General features: G+C 67.2%; 18 protein-coding genes. 17 read left to right on the forward strand and 1 reads right to left on the reverse strand.

The annotated features are described in order from the left end of the window. Positions 1 to 2: 2 nt before the first annotated feature. The gene (locus ABG80_RS06650) at positions 3 to 3,443 is read right to left on the reverse strand and encodes a type VI secretion system Vgr family protein (protein ID WP_058086966.1); all 3,441 of its coding nucleotides are present in this window, start codon (positions 3,441 to 3,443) and stop codon (positions 3 to 5) included. 268 nt (positions 3,444 to 3,711) lie between these two features. On the opposite strand from ABG80_RS06650, the gene yajC reads away from it, so the two are divergent. The 17 genes from yajC (at position 3,712) to ABG80_RS06735 (ending at position 24,112) form a co-directional block, all read left to right on the forward strand. Continuing rightward, positions 3,712 to 4,038, forward strand: coding sequence for a preprotein translocase subunit YajC (gene yajC / locus ABG80_RS06655; protein ID WP_058086967.1), 327 nt, complete (start codon positions 3,712 to 3,714; stop codon positions 4,036 to 4,038). Positions 4,039 to 4,078: 40 nt separating this feature from the next. Next, the gene (gene secD / locus ABG80_RS06660) at positions 4,079 to 5,935 is read left to right on the forward strand and encodes a protein translocase subunit SecD (RefSeq protein ID WP_058086968.1); all 1,857 of its coding nucleotides are present in this window, start codon (positions 4,079 to 4,081) and stop codon (positions 5,933 to 5,935) included. Positions 5,936 to 5,953: 18 nt separating this feature from the next. Next, positions 5,954 to 7,000: a protein translocase subunit SecF gene (gene secF, locus ABG80_RS06665; protein WP_058086969.1), complete on the forward strand. Its 1,047-nt coding sequence runs from the start codon at positions 5,954 to 5,956 to the stop codon at positions 6,998 to 7,000. A 73-nt stretch (positions 7,001 to 7,073) separates the two neighbouring features. Beyond that, positions 7,074 to 9,485 (forward strand): DUF1631 family protein, encoded by a 2,412-nt coding sequence (locus ABG80_RS06670; protein ID WP_058086970.1) that lies wholly within the window; start codon positions 7,074 to 7,076, stop codon positions 9,483 to 9,485. A 138-nt stretch (positions 9,486 to 9,623) separates the two neighbouring features. Continuing rightward, on the forward strand, positions 9,624 to 11,189 hold the full coding sequence (locus tag ABG80_RS06675; protein ID WP_058086971.1) for a PilN domain-containing protein: 1,566 nt from the start codon (positions 9,624 to 9,626) through the stop codon (positions 11,187 to 11,189). Further along, on the forward strand, positions 11,186 to 12,019 hold the full coding sequence (locus ABG80_RS06680; RefSeq protein WP_152987499.1) for a coiled-coil domain-containing protein: 834 nt from the start codon (positions 11,186 to 11,188) through the stop codon (positions 12,017 to 12,019). Before ABG80_RS06675 ends, ABG80_RS06680 begins: the two co-directional genes overlap by 4 nt. After that, positions 12,016 to 12,489 (forward strand): hypothetical protein, encoded by a 474-nt coding sequence (locus ABG80_RS06685; RefSeq protein ID WP_152987500.1) that lies wholly within the window; start codon positions 12,016 to 12,018, stop codon positions 12,487 to 12,489. The genes ABG80_RS06680 and ABG80_RS06685 overlap by 4 nt, the downstream gene beginning before the upstream one ends. Next, positions 12,486 to 14,435 (forward strand): pilus (MSHA type) biogenesis protein MshL, encoded by a 1,950-nt coding sequence (gene mshL / locus ABG80_RS06690; protein ID WP_235513764.1) that lies wholly within the window; start codon positions 12,486 to 12,488, stop codon positions 14,433 to 14,435. Before ABG80_RS06685 ends, mshL begins: the two co-directional genes overlap by 4 nt. 21 nt (positions 14,436 to 14,456) lie before the next feature. Continuing rightward, positions 14,457 to 16,166: a GspE/PulE family protein gene (locus ABG80_RS06695; protein ID WP_058086975.1), complete on the forward strand. Its 1,710-nt coding sequence runs from the start codon at positions 14,457 to 14,459 to the stop codon at positions 16,164 to 16,166. Between the two features lie 7 nt (positions 16,167 to 16,173). Further along, entirely contained in the window at positions 16,174 to 17,406 is a 1,233-nt protein-coding gene (locus ABG80_RS06700) for a type II secretion system F family protein (RefSeq protein ID WP_058086976.1), read from the forward strand. A gap of 86 nt (positions 17,407 to 17,492) precedes the next feature. Then, positions 17,493 to 17,945 carry a type II secretion system protein gene (locus ABG80_RS23730; RefSeq protein WP_058086977.1) on the forward strand — a complete coding sequence of 151 codons (453 nt, stop codon included), beginning with the start codon at positions 17,493 to 17,495 and terminating at the stop codon, positions 17,943 to 17,945. Between the two features lie 60 nt (positions 17,946 to 18,005). Beyond that, positions 18,006 to 18,434, forward strand: a complete 429-nt coding sequence (locus tag ABG80_RS23925) for a pilin (RefSeq protein ID WP_058086978.1) — start codon at positions 18,006 to 18,008, stop codon at positions 18,432 to 18,434. A 123-nt stretch (positions 18,435 to 18,557) separates the two neighbouring features. Continuing rightward, positions 18,558 to 21,623, forward strand: coding sequence for a DUF6701 domain-containing protein (locus ABG80_RS06715; RefSeq protein WP_152987501.1), 3,066 nt, complete (start codon positions 18,558 to 18,560; stop codon positions 21,621 to 21,623). Between the two features lie 165 nt (positions 21,624 to 21,788). Continuing rightward, positions 21,789 to 22,304, forward strand: a complete 516-nt coding sequence (locus ABG80_RS06720; RefSeq protein WP_058086980.1) for a pilus assembly FimT family protein — start codon at positions 21,789 to 21,791, stop codon at positions 22,302 to 22,304. Next, positions 22,294 to 22,770: a type IV pilus modification PilV family protein gene (locus ABG80_RS06725; protein WP_058086981.1), complete on the forward strand. Its 477-nt coding sequence runs from the start codon at positions 22,294 to 22,296 to the stop codon at positions 22,768 to 22,770. The genes ABG80_RS06720 and ABG80_RS06725 overlap by 11 nt, the downstream gene beginning before the upstream one ends. Continuing rightward, positions 22,767 to 23,612: a prepilin-type N-terminal cleavage/methylation domain-containing protein gene (locus ABG80_RS06730; RefSeq protein WP_058086982.1), complete on the forward strand. Its 846-nt coding sequence runs from the start codon at positions 22,767 to 22,769 to the stop codon at positions 23,610 to 23,612. Before ABG80_RS06725 ends, ABG80_RS06730 begins: the two co-directional genes overlap by 4 nt. A gap of 11 nt (positions 23,613 to 23,623) precedes the next feature. Next, entirely contained in the window at positions 23,624 to 24,112 is a 489-nt protein-coding gene (locus tag ABG80_RS06735; RefSeq protein WP_058086983.1) for a hypothetical protein, read from the forward strand.

Below are 24,112 nucleotides of genomic sequence, written 5' to 3' on the forward strand. Positions count from 1 at the left end.
GCTCAGCCCTTTGCTCGGGGGTGGATGGGGCTGCTGGAGGGCTGCCCCAGTTCTCGGGCGGCTTGCAAGCGAGCCTGGCGAGCCGATGGGTCATGTGGGCTCGATTCAGGCTGGGGTGCAAAGTCCAGTGCAGCCATGGCGGACAGATCGGGTTGGCTCGGATCGACTGAGGCTTTGCCACCCAATGACTCAGATGACAGGGCCCTCTGGCCTTGCGGGCTGAGCAGCCAGATGTCGTTGGGCCAACGCGAGAGGGCGACGGACAGGCGCTTTTGTTGCATGTCGCTCAAGGCTATCTGGCCTTGGGCATCTGTCTGGCCTTGTGCGATGAGTCGGTCGGACTGGGCGCCGCCGTCGCGCACGATCCGCCAGGGGTTGTTTGCCAACGATCGACCCTCAGCGCCTGGCTCACCCATGAGGTTCAATTGCAACTGCATCTGTCGGGGCGTGATGCTGGACTTGGGCAGGCTGGGCAGTTGCAGCGCCAGGGTGCCTGGCCCGACCATGCTCTTGATGTTGGCCCGGATGGTCAGCTTGCCTGGGCAGACAACCTGCACACCGTCTCCTGCGATGTTGATGGATGCGCCGCCGGACACGCCCATCACCACGCGCTTGGCCGCCTTGATCTGCACTTCGCCGCTGGCCGTCTTGAGCTCCAGCGTCTGCTTGGCCGCGACCTGCGCGGGCCCAGCTTGCGCCTGCAGGTCGATCGGCCCTTGCGCGGCGATCAGCGTGATGCCCTTGCCGGCTGCTTCCGTGCCCGGCTGAATCGCCCCAGCCAGCACACCGATGCCTTGCGCGGTTTGAACGCGCACCTGCCCACCCACGGCCCAGTGGCTGTCTTGCCCGCTGGCGATCTGGCTGGTGTCCTGGCTGCTGAGGTGCAGGTCTTGCCCTGCCGTGATGCCGATGCCGGCCTTGCCCACCAGCGCGATGTTGGGGGCGGCCATGTGGGGCAGCTTGTTGGTTGCTGCGCCGGTGGCCTTGTCTGCCGCATCGGCGATCGCGTTGGGCAGGCTCGTGGTGCTGACGGTGCCCATCAGGCTCTTGGTGAGGGCGGCCGCCGGTGCGAGGGTGTCGTCGAGCGTGCTTTGTTTTGCCGCGCGGCTGCCCGCGGCCGTGGCCACGCCCACTGTCTGGTGGGTGGTGGCCGCCTGGTTGAACGTCTCGGCCAACTGCTGCATCTGGCGCGCGAGCGCGATGCCGGCAGCGTTGTCTCCTGCGGGCTCGGCGGTCTGACCCAAGCCATTGCGCAGGCTGAAGGTGCTGAGCATCACGCCCCGTGCAGCTCGCACACCGCCCCAGGCATCCGATCGCAACTCAAAGCCCAGGCCCCGGAAGCTGCCCCGGTGGTTGTCAGCCTGGTGCAGCAGGTGGCCCATCTGCAGCCAGGTCTGGGCCTGGGTGGTGTGCAGCTGGGTGCGCAGCTGCTCAGGCGTGTCGTCCCACACAAGCTGGTTGTGGCCGCTGCCGCCGAACTCTTTGCTCTTGATGCCGCTCAGCGCGGCTGCGTTGGCCTGGCCTTGCGCGCCGGGCGTGGCCGCTGCACTGGCCGCGCCGTGCCAGGCGGGGCTGTGACCGCCTGCGCCCGAGCCGATCAGGTTGCCCTGCGACGATGGCGTGTGGTCGGTGGACTGCGCCAAGGCATTGAGCGAGGCTTCAGCAGCCCTGCCGCCCGGCGTGGGCGCGATGCCCGACTCGCCCTGGCCGTTGTAGAGCGCGGCCATGACCACGGGGCGGTCGATGTCCCTGCCCAGGAAGGTGACCAGCACCTCTTGCCCGATGCGCGGGATGAACTGGTGGCCCATGCCGGGGCCCGACAGGCGCTGGACCACGCGCAGCCAGCAGCTGTGGTCGCTGGCGCGTCTTTGCGGCGAGTCGATGCTTTGCCAGTGGAAACGCACCTTCACGCGGCCCATCTTGTCGGTGTGCAGCTCGTGGGCACCGCTGGGGTGTTCGCTGCCATCGGGGCCCACGACGATGGCCGTTTGAGGGCCCAGCGCGGTCGGGCGTGGGCGGGGTCGCAGGCCGGTGTCGTCCATGAGCACGGGGCGCCAGGGCACGTCGCGGCGAACGGCCTGGAACTGGCAGGCAAAGCCGGTGCGCTCGGCGTGGGTGTGCAGGGGCTCGGTGTTGAGTTCTTTGTGGATCGAGTTGCCGCCCTCTGGGTCAAATCCGCGTGGGCGCTCGAGCATGGGCCAGCGCGGGCGGGCAAAGCGGCCCTTGGGGTGGGGCAGGCTGGCGTCGATCAGGGCTTGGATGTCTTTGGGCAGGTTGTTGACCCCGACGGCGTGCACCTGGGTGAAGAAGAGCTCGTGGGGCTCGCCTGCGTGGTCTGCAAATCCGGCGGAGGACATCCAACCCACGGTGGACTGCGTGACGCCGGCCCAGGTGCCCGCGCGCAAGGTGCGCACGCTGCCTCGGCCAAACCAGGTCTTGTGGCGCGCTTCGTGGGCTTGCTGCAGCAAGGTGGCCAGGAAGGTGGCCTCGGCGTGGTTGCCGCACACGAAGTCGCCCGTGGGGTCGTAGCTGTGCAGCCAGTCGTTGAGGGTCAAGGCTTCGTCGGGGCCCCACTGGGCGGCGGTGGGCACCTCGGCCACGATGGCCTGGTTGGCCTTGTGGTCCCAGCCTTGCAGCACCAGTTGGGTGGGGCGCAGCTCGCGCCTCGCAGCCAGGGCGATGATGCTGTCTTGCTCCTCCTGGCTGGTGTGGCCATGGAAGCGGATGCCCTGGCCTTGCCGGTTTGCGCCCAGGCTGTGCACGCTGGTCGGGTCTTCGGGCTGCTGGGCGCTTTGCACGAAGAACACCACGCGGTGGCCCATGGGCGCATCGGCGTGTTCTTCCACGCGCCAGGCGATGCCTTCTTCTGTGAGCAGCCGCTGGACGAAATCGAGGTCGCTCTCGCGGTGCTGGACGCAATACGAGCGCTGGCCGCCGTTGCGGGCAAACAGCCCTTGGGCGACGTGTTCCGCCACGCCCGTGTCCCAGTGCCAGGCGGCCAGCTGCGGGTGGTCGGCGAAGACGTCTTCGACGATTTGCACAACGCTGGCGTCCTGCCAAACCCGGCTGCACAGGGCGTGCTCGAGCAGGGCAATCCAGGGCTGCAGCAGCAGGGCCTTGCGGGCAAAGCCGCCGTCGGACTGCAGCGAGCGGGCCTCGGTGACCACGCCGGTGCGCGAGACCTCGCTGCCATCGGACAGGCGCGTGGTCAGCGTGACGGGGCGCGCGTAGAGGTCTTTGAGGGCAACGTGGGTGTCAAGCGTGAGGACGTGGATGCACAGCTCGAAGGGCTGGGAGACGGCTTCGTGCAGCTCGAAGCGCTCGACCATCAAGTCAGCGGGCAAGGGCTGCTCGGCATGCGTGGCCGCCAGCGCGTGCAGCCGGGTGTCTTGCGCCCACGCAGACAGCAGCCCGGCCAGGTCCGACAGGCTTGGCAGATTCATGGTCCCTGATTTGATTGATTTGTGTGGCGGCCAGTCTATGGGTGTTCGGCCAAACGTCTTCACCCCCAGAAGAAGTGACCTTGAAAGTAAACGTAAGGTGCGGGACGGTGCCGAGCGGCCTTTCCCGCGGTTGCAGAAACCCGTGTGAGCGGCCCTTCACATCCGCCGCATACAATCTGAGCCACTTTCGGCCGGTGTGCCGGGCGCCTGGGCATTTCGCCCTGGGGCTCCGGCGCCTCGGCCCTTTGTTCGAGAAGGACCCTGAACCGTGTTGATTTCCGACGCCTACGCCCAAGCCGCCGCCCCCGCTGCCAGCGCCTCTGGTGGCCTGATGAGCATGCTGCCCCTGCTGCTCATGTTCGTCGTGCTGTACTTCGTGATGATCCGCCCGCAAATGAAGCGGCAAAAGGAAGTCAAGGCCATGCTCGAGGCGCTCTCCAAGGGCGATGAAGTGGTCACCCAAGGCGGCTTGATCGGCAAGATCAGCAAGCTGGGCGACACCTACGCGCACATCGAAGTGGCCAATGGCGTCGAGCTGCAGATCCAGCGCGTGGCCATCGTCCAGGTGCTGCCCAAGGGCACCGTCAGCAAGTAAACAAGAAAAAGCGCACCGAAAAAGCGCAGCCGAGGACCGCATGAACCGCTACCCCTGGTGGAAGTACCTGATCATCGCCGTGGCCCTGCTGGTCGGCCTGGTCTACACCCTGCCCAACTTCTTTGGCGAGGCACCGGCGGTGCAGCTCTCCAGCGGCAAGGCCACGATCAAGCTGTCCAGCGATGACGTCGCCCGCGTCGAGACCGTGCTCAAGGAAGCGGGCGTGACGTCCGACTTCGTCGAGCTCGACGGCACCTCGGTGCGCGCGCGCTTCAAGGACACCGACACGCAGATCAAGGCCCGTGATGCCATCGCGCGCGCCTACAACCCCGATGCGTCCGACCCGCGCTACATCGTCGCGCTGAACCTGGTCTCGCGCTCGCCGCACTGGCTGCGCAGCATGGGCGCACACCCGATGTTCCTGGGCCTGGACCTGCGCGGTGGCGTGCACTTCCTGATGCAGGTCGACATGAAGGCCGCGCTGACGCAAAAGGCCGAGAGCATCTCGGGCGACATCCGCACCCTGCTGCGTGACAAGGACATCCGCCACAGCGGCATCCGCCGCGACGGCAACGACGTGACCGTGCGCTTTCGCGATGCGGCCACCCGCGACGCCGCCCGTGGCCTGCTGTCCGACAGCATCCTCGACATGAGCTGGGCCGATGGCACCGACGCCTCGGGCGACGTGACCCTGGTCGGCAAGCTCAAGCCCACGTCCGAGCGTGCCATCCAGGACCAGGCCCTCAAGCAGAACATCACCACCCTGCACAACCGCATCAACGAACTCGGCGTGGCCGAGCCCGTGATCCAGCAGCAGGGCGCCGACCGCATCGTCGTGCAACTGCCCGGTGTGCAGGACACCGCCAAGGCCAAGGACATCATCGGTCGCACCGCCACCCTGGAAGTGCGCATGGTCGACGAAAGCACCGAGGCCCAGGCCGCATTGGCCGGCGGCATGGTGCCGTTCGGCTCCGAGCGCTACCTCGAGCGCAGCGGCGTGCCCGTCATCGTCAAGCGCCAGGTGGTGCTCACGGGTGACAACCTCAATGACGCCCAGTCCGGCTTCGACGAGAACCACGAGCCCGCCGTCCACCTCACGCTGGACTCGCGTGGCGCGCGCATCTTCCGCGATGTCACCCGCGAGAACGTGGGCAAGCGCATGGCCATCATCCTGTTCGAAAAGGGCAAGGGCGAGGTCGTCACCGCTCCCGTCATCCGCGGTGAAATCTCCGGTGGCCGCGTGCAGATCTCCGGTCGCATGAGCCCGGAAGAGTCGGCCGACACCGCGCTGCTGCTGCGCGCAGGCAGCCTGGCCGCGCCGATGGAGATCATCGAAGAGCGCACCGTCGGCCCCAGCCTGGGCGCCGAGAACATCGCCCAGGGCTTCAACTCGCTGGTCTACGGCTTTGCGGCCATCGCCGTCTTCATGGTGATCTATTACATGCTGTTCGGCGTGTTCTCGACCATCGCGCTGTCGGTCAACCTGCTGCTGCTGGTGGCGGTGCTGTCCATGCTGCAAGCCACGCTGACGCTGCCGGGCATCGCGGCCATCGCCCTGACGCTGGGCATGGCGATCGACTCCAACGTGCTGATCAACGAGCGGGTGCGCGAAGAGCTGCGCAACGGCTCGGCGCCGCAAACGGCCATCCACGCCGGTTACGAGAGCGCCTGGGCCACCATCCTGGACTCCAACGTCACCACGCTGATCGCGGGGCTGTCGCTGCTGGCCTTCGGTTCGGGCCCGGTGCGCGGTTTTGCGGTCGTGCACTGCCTGGGCATCCTGACCTCGATGTTCTCGGCCGTGTTCTTCTCGCGCGGGCTGGTCAACCTCTGGTATGGCCGTCAGAAAAAGCTCAAGGGCGTGTCCATCGGGCAGGTCTGGAAGCCCCAGGAATAAGAAGAGGAGAGACGCACCATGGAATTTTTCCGCATCAAGCGCGACATCCCGTTCATGCGGCATGCGCTGGTCTTCAACCTCATCTCGTTTTTGACCTTCGCCGCAGCCGTTTTCTTCCTGGTCACCCGGGGCCTGCACTTCTCCATCGAGTTCACCGGTGGCTCGCTCATCGAGGTGCAGTACGCCCAGGCGGCCAACCTGGCCAAGACCCGCGAGGCGGTCGAAACCCTGAACCTGGGCGAAGTCCAGGTGCAGAACTTCGGCACCTCGCGCGACGTGCTGATCCGCATCCCGCTGCGCGGCGAGATGAAGCAGGGCGAGCTGGTGGGCAAGGTGTTCGGCGCGCTGTGCTCGGCCGAGTCCGGCCAGGTCAGCACGCAGGCCTCCGACAAGGGTGACCGCCAGGTCTGCCTGACGGGTGCCAACGCGGCGGCTGGGAGCACCAGCGCCAGCACCGAGCCCGTGACCCTGCAGCGCTCCGAATTCGTCGGCCCGCAGGTGGGCGACGAACTGGCCCGCGACGGCGCCCTGGCCCTGCTGGTCACCGTGGTCGGCATCATGATCTACTTGGCGATCCGCTTCGAGTGGAAGTTCGCCGTGGCCGGCATCATCGCCAACCTGCACGACGTCATCATCATCCTGGGCTTCTTCGCCTTCTTCCAGTGGGAGTTCTCGCTGTCGGTGCTGGCGGCCATCCTGGCGGTGCTGGGCTACTCGGTCAACGAATCGGTCGTGATCTTCGACCGCATCCGCGAGGCCTTCCGCAAGTTCCGCAAGATGTCGACGCCCGAGATCATCGACCACGCCATCACCTCGACGATGAGCCGCACCATCATCACCCACGGCTCGACCGAGGCGATGGTGCTGGCCATGCTGATCTTCGGCGGCCCCACGCTGCACTACTTTGCCCTGGCGCTGACCATCGGCATCGTCTTCGGCATTTACTCCTCCGTGTTCGTGGCCGCGGCCATCGCGATGTGGCTGGGTGTCAAGCGCGAAGACCTTGTCAAGGCCTCCAAGCCGGACGTCGATCCCAACGATCCGCACGCCGGGGCGGTGGTGTAGAGTCGGGCGATAACCGGAAAACTCATCCAGGCCGGTTGGAGCGCCCCCTCAGGGGTGCCGGCCGGCTTTTTTCATGACATTGGCCTCTCACCGAGCCCTGGCCCAGGGGGCGCGCGTCACGCACCTCGAGGCACTGATCCACGGCGCCCGTGGTCTTGTGCAGGCGTGCCTGGACGGCGCCCGCACGCTGGCCACGCAGTCGGCGGAGCCGGCGCTGCACGCCCGCCGCCGTGACCTGGTGCTGGACCTGCCTCGTGCCGTCAGGGGGTGGCACCAGGCGCTCACCACGCAACTGAGCCAGGCGCTGTCCGATGTGCGCCTCGGACGACCTTTGTCCGTGCGCAGCGCGGGCGCCTCGGGGGCGTCATCCGGGGTGCCGGTGGACATCCCCTTGAGCCTGGTCGAAGACAGCGAAGTCGAGCAGGGGCTGACGGCGTCTCGCCTGGCCCAGGCCATCGCCGACCTGTCGGGGCAGGAGTACACCGACCTCAATGCACGCCTGCAGTCTGTGGGCGGGGCGGTCGATGCCGCCCATGGTCAGCAAGATGTGCTGGCGGCGCCCTGGATCGCCAAGCAGATGCTTGACGCCTGGCTGGCGGCAGAGTTGTCGATGCAGCATTGGCAGACGCTGCAGAACGTGCTGCACCAGGAGGTCTCCAGCTGGGTGCAGGAGGCTTATCACGCGGCCAACGAGGCCTTGCTGGACCAGGGCGTGCGCCCTGAGATCGACTTGCGCCCGTTCATCCGACGGGCGGCGCCGGGGGTCATGCCCAGCAGACCGATGGGGCTGGACACGATCGCCAGCCTGCGTGGCGGTGGTGGCGTGGGCGTGGCTGGCGGCTGGAGCCCGTCTGGCTCCGGTGGCATGGGCGGCCCCAGTGGTTCCGGCGTGCCCATGGGGCCTGTCACGGGCGGCAACAGCGGCTTGCAGCCCCTGGGGCAGGCCTACGACGAGACCCGCATGCTCACGCAGGTGCCAGGCCTGGGGCGCATGGCGGTGCAGTCGCAGGCCTTGCTGGGGCAGCTCAACCAGTTCGTGGCCCGCCACGTGCCAGGCTTCGTGCCCACCAAACCCGATGCGGCCTTGCGGGCCCCCGGGCCGGTGTCGACCTCGCTGGGCCTGGCCATTCGGCAGGTGGGCGAAGCGGTGCGGCGCCGCGCCGAGCCGGTCGATGGCAGCGCGCCGACCACCCCCGAAGCGGCCTTGCGGGACCTTGACCACGACCGCGCCGCGCTCAAGAAGGCCGCCACCAGCCCGTCCGAGCGGGCCACCATCGAGGTCGTGGCCTTGCTGTTCCAGGCCATCCTCATGGAAGAGCGCTTGCCCGCGAGCATCCGCGTCTGGTTCGCCCGCTTGCAGATGCCGGTGCTGCGCGTGGCCGTCAGCGAGCCCGATTTCTTTGCCTCCACCAGCCACCCGGCGCGCCGCCTGATCGACCGCATGGGCTCGTGCGTGATGGGCTTCGTGGCCGGCGCCCAGGAGGGCGAGGACGCCCTGCACCGCGAGATCCGCCGCGTGGTCCAGGTGGTCGAGGCCTACCCGGACACCGGCCGCAAGGTCTTCCAGACCGTGCTGACCGAGTTCGAGCGTTTCCTGGAAACCTATTTCCGCGACGAGCACGCCGCTGGGCGCAAAGGCATCTCGCTGGCCCAGCAGGTCGAGCAGCGCGAGACCTGGGCCATCCAGTTCACGATCGAGCTGCGCAAGATGCTCGAGTCGGTGCCGGTGCACGAGGGCGTGCGCGATTTCCTCTTCCGCGTCTGGGCCGATGTGCTGGCGCACAGCGCGGTGCAGCATGGCCAGGCCAGCGACGCCACCCGGGCGCTCAAGCATGCCGCGGCCGACCTGATCTGGTCGGCCAGCGCCAAAACCTCGCGCGAAGAGCGCGCCGAGGTGCTGCGCCGCCTGCCGCCGCTGCTCAAGACTGTGCGCGAAGGCATGATGCGCGCTGGCCTGCCCAGCGACGCCCAGGACCGCCACATCCAGTCGCTCAACACGGCGCTGGCGGCGGCCTTCTCGGCCCGCTCGGCACCGCTGTCGTCCACCGTGCTTCGCGAGCTGACCCAGCGCCTCGAAGCCCTCGATGAGTTGCTGCCCGACCTCACCGGGGTCGAGCTGGACGTGGACACCCTGCGTGACCTGTCGGGGCACGAAACCGAAGACCTGGAGATCGTGGCCGAAGGAGGCTCGATGCCGACCCCGGCCATGCAGGCCTGGGCTCGCGAGCTGCAGATCGGCGCCTGGTTCAACCTCGACTACCGTGGCCGCCACGAACACGTGCAGCTGGCCTGGCAGGGCCTGCACAAGCAGCTCAGCCTGTTCGTGACCCCGGGCGGCCGTGGCGTGCTGTTCCAACTGCACCGCCTGGGCGCCTTCCTGCAGGCTGGCCTGATGGTGCCGCTGGAAGAAGAGTCTTTGACCACCCGCGCCACGCGCGAGGCCCTGGCCAAGCTCGACGCCGACCCCGCGCGCCTGCTGCAGTGACCCCCGCCAGCAGGGCGGATCCGGCCGTCCGTGACATCTGGGCGGGCTGCGAGAAATAACGCACGAAGGCGCGTTTATTCCTTCCACTTCGTAAAAAGGGCTCTGGCAGCATCTCCGACAAGCTTCTCGGAGTCCCGCATGGCCTTTCGTCGACCGTCCAACACATCATCGCCCTGGGTGGGCCTTGCCCAGGATGGCGCCGTGTTGCTCGCTGTCGAAGTGGCGCATGGCGCCGACCGCCCGTCGGTGCAGTGGGTGGGTCGGGTGGACGCATCCAGCCTGAGCAATGGCCTGCAGGCCCTGAACCGGCAGCGCCGGTTGGGCTCGTCCAAGCTGGTCGGGCTGCTGTCCAACGACGCGGCCCGCCTGGTGGCCATCCCCGCGCCCGATGTGCCCCGCTCCGAATGGGCCGATGCGCTGCGCTGGTCGCTGCGCGATCACGTGGATTTCGAGGTCGATGACGCGCTCATCGACGTGCTGGAGGTGCCCGAAGCCACCCAGTTGCGCCAGAGTCGCCCGACGCTGACCGTGGTGCTGCCGCGCGCGCGCTTCGTGCAGGTGCAAACCGACGTTGATGACGCTGGCTTGCACTGGACAGCGCTGGATGTGCCCGAGACCGCCTTGCGCAACATCAGCGCCCTGGGCGAGGTGGAGGGCAAGGCCCACGCCCTGCTGGCCTTCGGTGAAACCAGTTCTTTGCTGGTCATCACTTACCAGGGCGAGCTGGTCATGGCCCGCCACATCGAGGTGCAGGGCTCGGCGATGGCCAGCTCGAGCGAGTCACGCGAGGGTGCGCTCAGCCGGGCATCGCTGGAGGTGCTGCGCACCATCGACACCTTCGAGCGCATGCACAGCGAGGTCTCGCTGCAAGGCCTGTCGGTGGTCTTGCCCCCGGGCAGCGGCGAAGAAGTCCTGCCCATGCTCTCGGACCTGATCTATGTGCCGGTGCAGGCTTTCCGCTTGAGCGACTGGATCGACCTGTCACCGCTGGGTGATGCCCACCCCTGGGTGAGCAGCGGCGTCAACCTGGCCGACCTGTGCGCTTTGGGCGGCGCTTTGCGGCCCATGGCCGAAGCGGCCGGGCGACAGCAGCTGCGCTTTGTGGATGAAAACGAAGCCGCAGGCTCCGGCGGCCCCTGGAGCGCCCAGATGGGTTTGCGCCTGGCGGGCATCGTCGCGGCGCTGGGCTTGTCGGTGGGCGTGGGTCTGAGCCTGTGGGCCAGCCACGCGACCACGCGGGCCCAGCAGGTCGAGGCCGAGTTGGCTCAACTGCAGCGCTCGGTGACCGAGCCCCAGGCGAGCAACGTCACCCGTGAGCTGGAAGAGTTGCAGCGCAAAGAGGCGGTGCAGACGCAGCTGCGTCAGGTGTTGCAGGGCAACGTGAGCGCCACGTCCATGGGTTACTCGGACCTGTTGATTTCGCTGGGCCGTCAGACCCAGCCGGGCTTGTGGATCACTGGCTTGAAGGTGCGTGGCGATGGCCGCGACCTCGAGCTGCGTGGCCGCATGACCAACCCGGGGCTGTTGCCCGCTTACCTGCGTCGGCTGGAGAAGGAAGACCGGTTCCGCAGCAGGCGCTTTGCGCAGATCGAGGTGCGCGACACGGTGTCGGAAGAGGGGTCTGTCCCTTCTGGCATCACCGAATTCACATTGCGTGGCCGTGAGGCGGCCGAGCGCGTGGCGACCCAGAAGGAGACCCCATGAAGGGCCTCAAACTCCCTGCTCTGTCTTGGCCGAAGCTCTCGCTGCCGGGGCTTGGGCGCTTCGCGGGTGCGACGGCTGGTGCGCGGGCACAAGCCCCCGCAGCCCCTGCTGCCCGTGCGTCGTTGAACATCCCGGGCCTGGACAAATGGGCGCCTCAGGTGCTGTTGCGTTGGCGACAGCTGCGCCGCCAGTTCGATGGGCGTTTGCTCAACGAGCGTCGGCTGTTGATCGGGGCCCTGATCGCCCTGATCGCCTACTTGTGCGACCTGACGTTGATCACGCCGGCGTTCGAGGCCCTGAAGGCCGCACGTCAACGCGAGCAGGTTGCCACCATGGCTCGCGACGCCATGCAGACCGAGCTCAACCGCAAGCGGGTGGAGCTGGCCACGCGGCTCATGGCCGCTCAGAAGGAGCAGGCCGAGTTGCGCAAGCGCCTGGCCGATGGCGAGCAGGAGCTGGCACGCCAGCAGTCGATGATGGCCCCCGCGCGCGAGATGCAGAACCTGCTGGAAGGGCTGCTGGCACAGCAGGGCCAATTGCGGCTCAAGGCGATGCGCACCCAGGCTCCGGTCGAGGTCCAGTTCAATGGCGCGCAGGGTGCTTCGGCCCCTGCGGGTGCCACCCCGGTGCTCTACAGCCATGGCCTGGAGATCAGCGTGTCCGGTCCCTACCTGGACCTGGTGGGCTGGTTGCGCAGCATCGAGCAACTGCCTCGCCGCCTGCTTTGGAGCGGCATGAGCCTGAGCGTGGTCGATGGCGCGCCGCCCACGCTGACGCTGCAGGTGCAGACCTACAGCCCGGACCGCGATCCCTTGGAGATTGCCCCATGAGCCGGCTTTCCTTCTCTTGCCTGAGCGCCGCAGCCATGTTGGCCCTGGGTGGCTGGCTTCACAGCGCCTTCGCACAGACCAACCCGCTGCTGGGCTTGAACGACCCGACCCGCCCGCCCGCCGGCCTGGTCAAGGTCGATCGCGCTGGTGGGGGCGCTGCCCCGGGCGTTGCGGCGGTGGCGCCCGATGCCGCCAGCGCCGCCAGCGCACCTGCGCCAGCGCCCCGCGAGCCCGAACTCGTGTTGCAGCTCGTGCGCACCGACCCGGTCAGCGGCCGAGGCGTGGCCCTCATCAACGACCGTTTGCTCGAGCCTGGCTCGCGCATCGAAGGCTGGACGCTGGTGGCGGTCAATTCGAACGAAGCTTTCTTGCAAGGCCCGCGTGGCCGCCTGCGCCTGAGCCTCACAGGCGCCCAGGTGATCGAACGGAACCCGAAGTCGGCGCAGTCCCGCCGGGGACGAAAGGAATGAACATGATCCGTACCTGCATCCTGGTGATGGTCAGTGGTGCCCTGGTCTGCCCGACGGCCGGCGCCAACTCCTCCATCCACCCTTGGCACCGAGGCAAGCCTTCGCTGAAAGACGCACCGTCGATGCGCGTGGCGCCCGAGGCGCTGGCCGACATCGATTGGGACCGGCTGCCGCCCACGGGCGCTGGTCCGGCGTCTGTTGAAGCGGGCTCGCGCATGACCCTGACCCTCGCGTCGCTGGGCCCCGCACACGCCGAGGCGCGTCACGTCGCACAGGCTTCGGCCACGGTGAGCCCCCCCGTGGCGGCCCCAGCCCCTGTGCAGGCCAGGCCCGTGCCGCAGGCGGCTCAGCCAGTCGCCCCCGCCAGCCCTGTCAGCCCTTTCGCCGCGCCGGCCATTGCCCCGCTGGCTGCGCCGATGGCCGCGCCGGTTTACGCGGCCCCGGCTGCCTCGCCCGCCCGAGGCTTCGAGCCCCGCTTTGACCTGTCGGTGCACAACGCGCCTGCCGCGCAGGTCTTCCTGCAGCTGGGGGTGAACACGCCTTACAACATCCTGGTCTCGCCCGAGATCGCGGGCAACGTCACCTTGTCGCTCAAGCAGACCACGGTGCCCGAGGCCCTGGAGACGCTGCGCGAGCTCTTCGGCTATGACTTCCGCATGGCATCGGGCAACCGCGTCTTCGTCTACCCGAACACGGTGCAGACCCGGCTGTACAAGATCAACTACCTGCCAGGCCGCCGTGTGGGCGCCTCCGACCTGCGCGTGAGCTCCAGCTCGATCGGCCAGGCATCGGGGGGCAGCGGCACCAGCACGGGCACTGGCTCTACCTCTACTTCGGGTTCGGGCTCGACGGTCACGCGCGGGCAGGACACCTCTTCGGTGCGCATGACCTCGGACACCGACTTCTGGCGCGAGGTGCAGGAGGCCCTGAACAACCTGGTCGGCAAGGAGGCGGGCCGCAACGTCACGCTCAACCCTGGCGCTGGCGTGATCGTCGTGCGCGCCACCCCGGGTGAGCTGCGCCAGGTGGCCGATTACCTGCGCGCCATCCAGCTGACGATCGAGCGTCAGGTGATGCTTGAAGCCAAGATCGTCGAGATCAGGCTGAGCAAGGGCTCGGAGACGGGCGTGAACTGGACGGCCTTCCGTGGCATCAACAGTGGCTCGACCAAGGTCGGTGGCATCGGCATGGCGCCGGGTGTGACGCTGACCAACACCGGCTCGCTCAAGGACAGCAACCTCACGGTGACGCCGGGCGTGTCCGCCGCGGCCGAAGCATTGGGCAAGGGCTTTTATGGCCTGGCCTTCCAGTCGGCCAACTTCGCGGCCCTGCTGTCCTTCCTGGAAACGCAGGGTGACGTGAAGGTGCTGTCCAGCCCGCGCATCGCCACGCTCAACAACCAGAAGGCCGTGCTCAAGGTGGGCAGCGACGAGCTGTTCGTCACCGGCGTGTCGACCACGCAGACCAGCACCGGCAGCACCACCACCAGCTCGCCAACCTTGTCGCTGCAGCCCTTCTTCAGCGGCATTTCGCTGGACGTGACGCCGCAGATCGACGACACCGGCACGGTGATGCTGCACGTGCACCCGGCCATCAGCTCGGTGGCCGAGAAGGAGAAGGTCATCGACCTGGGTGAGATGGGCTCTTACCGCCTGCCCCTGGCCGCCAGCTCCATCAACGAGACCGACAGCATCGTGCGGGTGCGCGACGGCCAGATCGTCGCCATCGGCGGCCTGATGCAGCAGAACTCGATCAACGACCGCAGCGGTGTGCCCGGCTTGAGCGGCATCCCCGGTGTGGGCGGCCTGTTCCGCTATCAGTCCAACAGCGAGACCAAGCACGAGCTGGTCATCCTGATCAAACCCACCGTGATCAGCGAAGACGGCCAAGGCTGGCCTTCGGCGGACTCGGCCCTGGCTCGCTTCAACGAAGCGCAGCAGAACTGACCGCCCCTCGGAGAGAGCACCATGTCCCGCCCACAGCGCTTTCGACTCGGTGACCTGCTGGTGCAGGACGCCCTGATCTCCACCGAACAGCTCGAGCAGGCGCTGGCCGAGCAACGCAGCAGCGGCCGCAAACTGGGCCAGGTGCTCATCGACCACGGCTGGATCACCGAAGCACAGATCGCCAAGGCGGTGGCGCGTCAGCTGCGTGCCCCCTACATCGACCTGGTGCATTTCCCGATCCGTCCGGAGCTGGCTCAAACGCTGCCCGAGGCCCACGCACGCCGCCTGCACGCCATCGTGCTGGAAGACACCCCTTCGGGCCTGATGGTGGGCATGGCCGACCCGACCGACATCTATGCCTACGACGAGATCGCGCGTCTGCTCAAGCGCAACGTCGACATGGCCGTGGTGACCGACAGCCACTTGCAAGCCGCACTCGATCGCGTCTACCACTCCAAGCAGGAGATCGAGGGCCTGGCCCGCGAGCTGACCACCGAGCTGGCCAGCCTGGAGACCGACCTGGGTGACCTGCTGGGCATGGACACCACCAGCAACGAGGACGCCCCGGTGGTGCGCCTGCTGTACTCGGTATTCGAGCAGGCGCTGCGCCTGCGCGCCTCCGACATCCACATCGAGCCGCAGGAAAAGCAGCTGCGCATCCGCTTTCGCATCGACGGTGTGCTGCACGTGCAGACCGAGGCCGACGCCAAGATCGCGTCGGCCGTGGCCTTGCGCCTGAAGCTCATGTCGGGCCTGGACATCTCGGAAAAGCGCCTGCCGCAAGACGGCCGCTTCGCTGTGCGCCTCAAAGACGGCAACGTCGACGTGCGGATCTCGACCCTGCCTTCGCAGCACGGCGAGTCGGTGGTGATGCGTTTGCTCAGCCAGAGCGCGGGCATGCTCGACCTCGACCGCCTGAAGCTGCCCCCCGCCATGCGCGACGCCTTCTACCGCGCCATCGACAAGCCCAGCGGCCTGATCCTGGTGACCGGCCCCACCGGCTCGGGCAAGACGACGACGCTGTATGGCGCGCTGAATGCGCTCAACAGCACCGAGCGCAAGATCATCACCGTCGAAGACCCGGTCGAGTACCGCCTGCCAGGCCTGAACCAGGTGCAGGTGATGGAGAAGATCGAGCTGACCTTCGAGAAGGTGCTGCGCTCGGCCCTGCGGCAAGACCCGGACGTCATCCTCGTGGGCGAAATGCGCGACCGCGAGACCGCCGAGATCGGCATGCGCGCGGCCATGACAGGGCACTTGGTGCTCTCGACCCTGCACACCAACGACTCGATCTCCACGCCCGCGCGGCTCATGGACATGGGCGTGCCCGCCTGGATGGTGGCCATGTCGCTGCAGATGGTGGTGGCCCAGCGCCTGGTGCGCACCATCTGCGCCAACTGCTCTGCGCCCCACACGCCCACCGACCAGGAGGTGGCGATGCTGCACCGCCTGGCTGGCCCCGATGCCGACCTCAGCCGCCTGCGCAAAGGCAAGGGCTGCCCGGAATGCAGCCAGACCGGCTTCAGGGGGCGCACCGGCGTCTACGAGTTCCTGGAGATGACGCTGCCGCTGATCGACGCCATCACCGCCCCGCAAGCGGGCCTGTTCACGCAGAAAGCGCGCGAGCAGATGGCCGGACAGACCTTGCGGCGCGACGCCGTGCGCCTGGTCATGGAAGGCCTGACCACGGTGGACGAGGCCATGCGCGTGAGCGCAGAAATCGACGCCTGAGGACCGCATGAGCCGCTTCCACTACACCGCTCGCGGACCCCACGGCCCTGTGCAAGGCGTGCAGGAGGCCGCCTCGGCCGCTGCCGTCGCCGACGAGCTGCGCATGAAGGGCTGGGTCCCCCTGACCATCAAGGCCGATGCGCCGACGGCGGCCAAGGGCGTGTCGGCCCCTGTGGCCCAGCCCGCCTGGATGGCGCCCAAGGTGCAGCCGCAGGATGTGATGCTCTTCAGCAAGCAGCTGTTCACGCTGATCAAGGCGGGTGTGCCGCTGCTGCGTGCGCTCAATGGCCTGCAGGAAACGGCCATCAACCCCACGTTCAAGACCGTGGTGGGCGATTTGCGCCGCAGCCTGGAGGCGGGCGTGGACCTGTCCGGCGCCATGGCCCAGCACCCCAAGGTGTTCGACAACTTCTATGTGTCGATGGTGCGCGTGGGCGAGGCCTCGGGCCAGCTCGAAGAGGTGTTCAAGCGCCTGGCCGATCACCTGCAGTTCGAGGCCGCCATGCGCCAGCAGGTCAAGTCGGCCATGCGTTACCCGAGTTTCGTGATCATGGCCATGGCCGGCGCCATCGGCGTCATCAACGTGATGGTGATCCCGTCTTTTGCCGGCGTGTTCAAGAGCATGGGGGCCGAGCTGCCCATCCTCACCAAGCTGTTGGTGGGCACCTCCAACTTCACGCTGGACAACGGCGGCACCCTGGTCGGTGTGGCAATCGGCTTGTTCCTGTTGTGGCGCCACTGGAAGAAGAGCCCGCAAGGGCGGCCCATCTGGGACCGCATGGTGCTGAACTTCCCGCTGGTGGGCCCCATCGTGACCAAGGCGGCGCTGTCGCGCTTTGCGCGCGCCTTCTCGCTGTCGCTGCGCAGCGGCGTGCCCATGGAGCGCGCGCTGCTGGGCGTGGCCCAGACGGCCGACAACGCCCACCTGGCCGCGGCCATCGAATCAATGAAAGACCGCGTCATGCGCGGCGAGTCTTTGGCGTCTTCTGCGGCCAGCACGGGCGTGTTCACGCCCATGGCGGTGCAGATGATCGCCATCGGTGAGGAGACCGGCATGCTCGATGACCTGCTCGACGAAGTGGGCGAGATGTACAACAACGACGTGCAGTACGCGCTCAAGACGCTGTCTCAGCAGATCGAGCCGATCCTGGTCGTGTTCATGGGGGGGCTGGTGCTCGTGCTGGCCCTGGGTGTTTTTCTTCCGATGTGGAATTTGGGGCAGGTCACCCTCAAGCATTGAGGACAACTGCCGAAACAGCACGTGAACGTGCAACTTTTACCGCCGGTCAGCAGGGCATCCGGCGTCCTTCGCAGAAAGAGGTCATCATGAAATCGTCGATCCGTTCCATTTCTCGCCGCGCCCAGGCCGGCTTCACGATGATCGAGCTGATCGTCGTCATCGTGATCCTGGGCATCCTGGCCGCCACGGCCCTGCCCAAGTTCATCGACCTGCGCTCCGATGCGTCCAAGTCGGCGCTCGAAGGCGTGGCGGGCAACCTGAGCAGCGCCATGTCCATCAACTACGCTGCCTGTGCCGCGTCGAACCAGACTGAAGTCGCTGGCAAGTGCCTGAAGATCGCCGATTGCATCAATGGCGCCAATTTGCTCCAAGGCATCACCGGCAACACGACGGGCTCCTTCACCTTGGCCAACAGCACCTACAGCATCACCAGCGCTGCAACGACCACGAATGGCACTTCGTACACGTGCCAGGTGAGCACCACCTCGGGCGGCTCCACGATCAGCACGAACTTCATGGCGATCGGCGCTGCCAACTGATGGGTGCAGCACTGGGTGAGGCAGCGCGCCGTCCTGTTGCAGTTTGACCGGAGCCGAGCGATGCGCACCCTTGAGCGAGGCTTCACCATGATCGAGCTGATCGTGGTGATCGTGATCCTGGGCATCCTGGCGGCCACCGCCTTGCCCAAGTTCATCGACCTGCGCTCGGACGCGTTGAGCAGCTCGGCCAACGGCATGGCCGGCAGCCTCACCAGCGCGATGTCGGTGAACTACGCTGGCTGCTCGGCCACGTCCCACAACATCACGGGGGCCAATGCCGACAAGTGCAGGCAAGTGAGCGACTGCACCGATGGCGCCGCCCTGCTGCAAGGCGTCACGGCCAACCCGTTCACTCAGGCGGGCACGACCTTCACCATCACCGCCACGAACCTCGGCACCAACGGCTCGACCGCCTCTTGCGAGCTGACGGTGTCGAGGTCCGGGGTGAGCGCTGTGGCGCACTTCACGGGCATCGCCGCCGGCAATTGAGCGCCTTGTGCGTGACTTTGTGCACCCCTTGGGCGGTGGCATGCGCTGACAGGCTCAAGTCCGAAAATGCACGGGCCGAAAATGTGACAAACCGCTTCCACGATGTCGCAGTCGGAGTCACCCATGCCCCACTTCCCCCGGTTTCGCTCCTGCCGTGCCTGGCTTGCCGCCTCGCTGCTGGCTTGCGCTTTCCCGGCGGTGGCCGGCCTGTCCGTTTACACCAGCTGGAACACGCTGCCTCCGGTGAGCGCGGCCAACCAGCGCACCGTTGATTTCGGCAGCACCACCTTGTCTGGCGAAGGCGCCAGGCTGTCTAGCAGTTCCAGCGCTTACTCCTGTCCCAAGTTCCTGGGTTTGTGCTTGCTGGGCTACGCATCGGGCGCAACGAGCCTGACCTCCACCGTGACCGGTCTGCTGGGTTTCAGCGGCAACTCGATGGGCTTGACCTCGGGCCTCAATGCACTGGGCAGTGCCTCGGCCCAGCAGACGGTCAACTTCGCCAACCCGACGCCCTACGTGGGCTTCTTGTGGACGGCACAGTTTTCGGCTGAGAACACCCAGTTCATCAACCTCACGCTGGAAGACAACAGCGTGGTCACGCTGAAGAACTGTCGCGAGAGCTGGAACCCGCAGTGCGTGGGCGCCTACGTCTCGCAGAATTGGCTGGCCGATGTCTACAACTTCCTGCTGGGCTGGGTGATTGGCGACATCGTCACCCAGTACCCGCTGTACGTGATGTACCAGCCCAGTGATGGCAAGAAGATCAAGTCGATGCAGTTCGTCACCTACGAGTGCAACTTCTGCGGCTTTTTGTCTGCAGACACCTCGCAGTCGATGAACATCGACTACCTGACCTACGTGGACGCGGCCGTGGTGCCCCACCACCTGCGCGTGAGTGCCAACTCGAACGCCAAGGCCGCCAACGAAGACGTGGCCTACACCGTCACCGCCTGCGGCAACGCCGATTGCAGCCTGCCCTACACCACGGGCGTGACCGGCACGCTGACCTTCTCCGGCGCCTCGCCTTCGACCACGAGCATGGGCTTTTCCATCCCCGCTGGCCCCACCAACAGCACCACGGTGACCATGCAGTACACGGGCTCGGGCACCGGCACGGTGGCCATGTCGGCCCACACGCCCACCCCCAGCAACACGCCCAAGGTGTTTTGCGGCATGGGCGCCACGCCCACCAGCGGCGGCACGTGCGCGATCACGGTCACACCGCCCGTGCACCACTACCGGGTCACGACGCCGGATGCCAGCGGCCTGACCTGCGAGACGGTGACCTACACCATCAAGGCCTGCTCCAACGACACCTGCTCGACGGTGCTGACCACGGGCGCCACAGGCACTTTGGTGCTCTCGGGCGCCACCCCGGTCAACAGCGCGGGCTTCACCACCAACGCATCGGGCATCGCCACCGTGACGGTGCGCACCACCACGCCAGGTGGCGTGGTTGCCAGCCTCTCGGGCGCCTCGCCAACGGCTCAGAATGCCTTGCGCTGCGGCATGGGTGAGAGCCCTGCGGCAGGCAAAAGCTGCACCTACACCGCCGATCAGAGCAAGTTCAAGTTCGACGTGCCGCACCACGTGGGCGGCACCGCCCAGACCGTGGTGGTCAACGCCCTGCGATCGGTTGAAAACGGTGCGCGCTGCGCCGCCGCTTTCGCGACCACCGAAAAGAGCGTGGCCTTCACCTGCACATCGGCCAGCCACAGCGGCCTGACGGGCTCCGTTGCCCTGCAGGGCAATGGCACTGGCGCGGCCATGGGCAGCTGCAACGGCTCGGCCCTCTCGCACACGTTGAAGTTCGACAGCAATGGCCAGGCCTCGATCAACCTGAGCTACGCCGAAGCGGGTGAAACCAACATCACCGCCAGCTACAGCGGTGCGGGCGCCGAAGCCGGTCTGAGCATGAGCGGCAGCGACAGCTTCATCACCGTGCCCAAGACCTTGTCAATGGTGGCGAGCGGGCCCTACGTGGCCGGCAACGCTGGCGTGAGCTCGCCAGCCACCCTGACCGTCACCGCCCTGAACCAGAACGACCAGGTGATGACCGCCTTCGGCAACGAGGCCAGCAACCCGGCTCGCATCACGGTGAGCAAGACCGGGCAATCGCCCACGGGCACCGATGCCAACGTGGTCGACCCGGTCATCGCGATGAACAACATGGCCTCCGGCGTGGCCACGGGCAGCTTGCGCTGGGTCGAGGTCGGCACCTTGAATCTGGCTGCGGCGCTCAACGCGGGCTCGGTCTACAACAACGCGGGCATCGCGGTCGGTGGCAGCGTCTCGTCGGTCGGGCCTTTCGTGCCGCATCACTTCGATGTGGAGGTGACCCAGGGCTGCGCGGCTTCGGGCAAGTCGGCCTTCACTTACAGCGGTCAGCCTTTCACGACCAAGGTGACGGCGCGCAACGCCGATGGTGGCACCACTGTCAACCACGACGGGCGCAGCAGCATGTCTGCGTACTTCGCCAAGGCGGCCACGCTGTCGGGTGCGTCGTCGACCGGATCGGCAGGCAGCCTCACAGGCACGGCCATCGCCGCGTCCGACTTCGCCAAGGGCGTGGCCACGGTGACCCCCACCTACGCCTTCACCACCAAGGCCACGGCCCCGGCCAGCATCACCCTGAGCGCGGCAGAGAACTCGCCTGGCACCGTGAACTCGACGGCCGGCAGCAGCGGCGTGGCGCAGGTGCGCAGCGGTCGGCTCTTCCTGTCCAACGCCTTCGGCTCGGGCCGCACCGCCTTGAAGGTGCCCGCACAGCTGCAGTACTGGAGTGGCAAGGCCTGGGTGCTCAATGGCGACGACAGCTGCAGCGTGGTCCCCAACGACGCCGTGATCCTGGCGCGTTACCTCGACAGCAAAGGCGCCTCGACGTCCGCCTGGGGCAACGTGAGCGCCACTGGCTTCACCGCCAGCTCCGGCCAGGGCAACATCACCCTGTCGGCGCCCACTGGCGGCGCCACCGGCAGCATCGACCTGGCCGTCAACCTGGGCGACACCACCACCGACGCGTCCTGCCTGAGCGCGCACCCCAGTGGTGGCAAGGCCCAGCGAACCTGGTTGCGCGGCCCCCATGGCGCGTGCTCGGGTGCCGGGCCATTCGACCCCTCCGCACGGGCCTCCATCGGCGTGTTCGCGCCGGAGACCTCGAGGGTGATGCACTCGCAGGACATGTACTGAGCCGCCAAAGGCCAGCCTTCACAGCGTGAAATCTGGCCGGCAAACGCCCCTTTGAAACAGCGATACCGCCCAAGGGGGCTGGGCAGAATCAGCACAAAGGGCCGTCCGCCAGTCGGGCCGCCCGCCTTGTCACCTGCCTGTTCGCCTGCCTGTCCGCCTGCTCCGATGCCCTGTCTCAGAGACACCCCTGCTGCCCGTGGCGTCAGCCAACGTGGCTTCACGATGAACGAGCTGATCATGGTGCTCGTCATCGGCGGGGTGCTCGCGGCCTTTGCCGTGCCCAAGCTCATCAGCTTCATGGGTGTGCGCGATGACGCCTGGCGCGACGCGCTGGCCGGCTCCATGCGCATGGCCCAGAAGTTTGCCGTCGGCCACCGCCGCCTGGTCTGCGCCACGGTCAACAACACATCGGTGACCTTGCGCATCGCCAGCGTCAACCCAGCCACCAGTTGCGACACCGACCTGCCAGGCCCAAGTGGTGGCACCGAGTTCGCGACGGCCAGCAACAGCCAGGCCACGACGGTGGTCAGCGCCGGGAGCTCGCCTGCCGTCGTCCTGTACTTCCAGCCCGACGGCCGGGTCACCACCGATGGCGCCGGCGCCAACGCGGTGGACTGGACCATCACGCCCACGGCCGCTGCGCCCATCAGCATCCTCGGGGAGACCGGCCATGTCGAGTGAGCGCCGCTCCCTCCCCGTGGCGCGTGGCTTCACCTTGCTGGAGACCATCGTCGCCATCGTGGTCATCAGCGTGGGCATGGCAGGCGTGCTGTCGGTGTTCAACGTCAACGTGCGCAACAGCGCCGACCCGGTGGTGCGCAAGCAGCTCATGGCCGTGGCCGAAGAGATGCTCGAAGAGATCGCGCTGCGGCGCTACAGCGGCCCGACCAAGGAGTCGGACGCCGCTTGTGGTCGCAGCACCTTCGACGACGTGTCCGACTACCACCTCTACCCCGTCAACCGAAAGGTCTGCAACGTCGAGGGCGTTGCGATCGCGGCCCTGGCTGCCTACACGCTCGACGTCACCGTCACCGATGTCACGCTCGAAGGCGTGCCGGCCAAGCGCATCCAGGTCAAGGTGGCGCGCGGCAACGACGAGGTCACCCTGGTCACCTGGCGGACCGAGTTCGCCCCACCCACGCCATGAACGCCCACCGCCGGGCCGCCGGTTTCACCCTGATCGAGCTGATCGTCGTGCTGGTGCTGATGACCATCATCGGCGGCACGGTGGCGGTGTTCGTGCGCCCCGCCATCGACGCCTACGCCGACACCCGCAACCGCGTCACTCAGGGCGACATGAGCGACACCGCCTTGCGCCGCATGGTGCGCGACATCCGCGTGGCCGTGCCCAACTCCCTGCGCACACCCAGCGAAGCGTGTTTCGAGCTGGTGCCTTCGGTGGCGGGCGGGCGCTACCGCATGGGGCCGAACACGGCCAACGACGCCTGGTGGGTCAACACCTCGCAGGCCACCACCGGGTTTGACGTGCTGTCGACGCTGTCGCGGCAGCCTGCCGTGGGTGACTTCGTCGTCATCAACAACCAGAACGGCAACGATGTCTACGCAGGCAGCAACCGCTCGGCGATCAGCGCGGTGACCACGCCTTCGGCCACCCAGGGCAAGCTCAGGCTGAGCATCGCCTCGCTGCAGGTGTCCCCGGGTTACGACGGCGGGCGCTTCCAGGTGGTCAGCCAGAACGAACAAGCGGTGTTCTACATCTGCGAAGGCGCCGGCCTGAGCGCCGATGGGCGCACGGGCACTGGCGTGCTGTGGCGCCTCAAGCGCGATTTCAGCAGCACCTACCCGACCGCCTGTCCCAGCGGCAGCGGCAAGGTGCTGGCGCGCAACGTCAGCAGCTGCCGCTTCGTGTACGACCCCAACAAGGGCGCCACGCAGCAAAGCGGCTTCGTCTACCTGGAGCTGGGCATCACCCGCAACGGCGAGACGGCCACGCTCTCGCACGGCGCACACGTGCTCAACGTGCCATGAGGAAGTCAAGCATGCGCTCCCTGCACTTGCGCCATCGGGCCAGGCCTCAGCGAGGCGTGGGCGTGGTGGCCGCCATGTTCGTGCTCGTCGTGCTCAGCGTGCTGGGCGCGGCCATTGCTCGCCTGGGCTGGACCCAGCAGATCAGCTCTGCCCAAGACATGGAAGGCGCCAGGGCGCAGCGTGCGGCCAACTCGGGTGCCGAATGGGGCCTGTACCAGGCCCTGCGAGGCAGCTGGACCAGCTGCAACGGTGCCACGCAGACGTTGACCGCCATGAAAGCCGACCTGGGCATGATCGTCACCGTCACCTGCAACCACGACAGCTATGTCGAGGGGCAGACTGGCGCGGGCGACCCACCGGTCTTCTCCGACCGCACCATCAAGGTCTACCGCATCGATGCCGTGGCCTGCAACGCGGCGGCAAGCTGCCCGGACGCCACGCGCGTTGGCTCGGTGGGCTACATCGAACGCCGCCGGCAGGTCCAGGCTTCCGATCAGTGA

This window comes from Aquabacterium parvum (assembly GCF_001447195.1).
Classification (GTDB): domain Bacteria; phylum Pseudomonadota; class Gammaproteobacteria; order Burkholderiales; family Burkholderiaceae_C; genus Aquabacterium; species Aquabacterium parvum.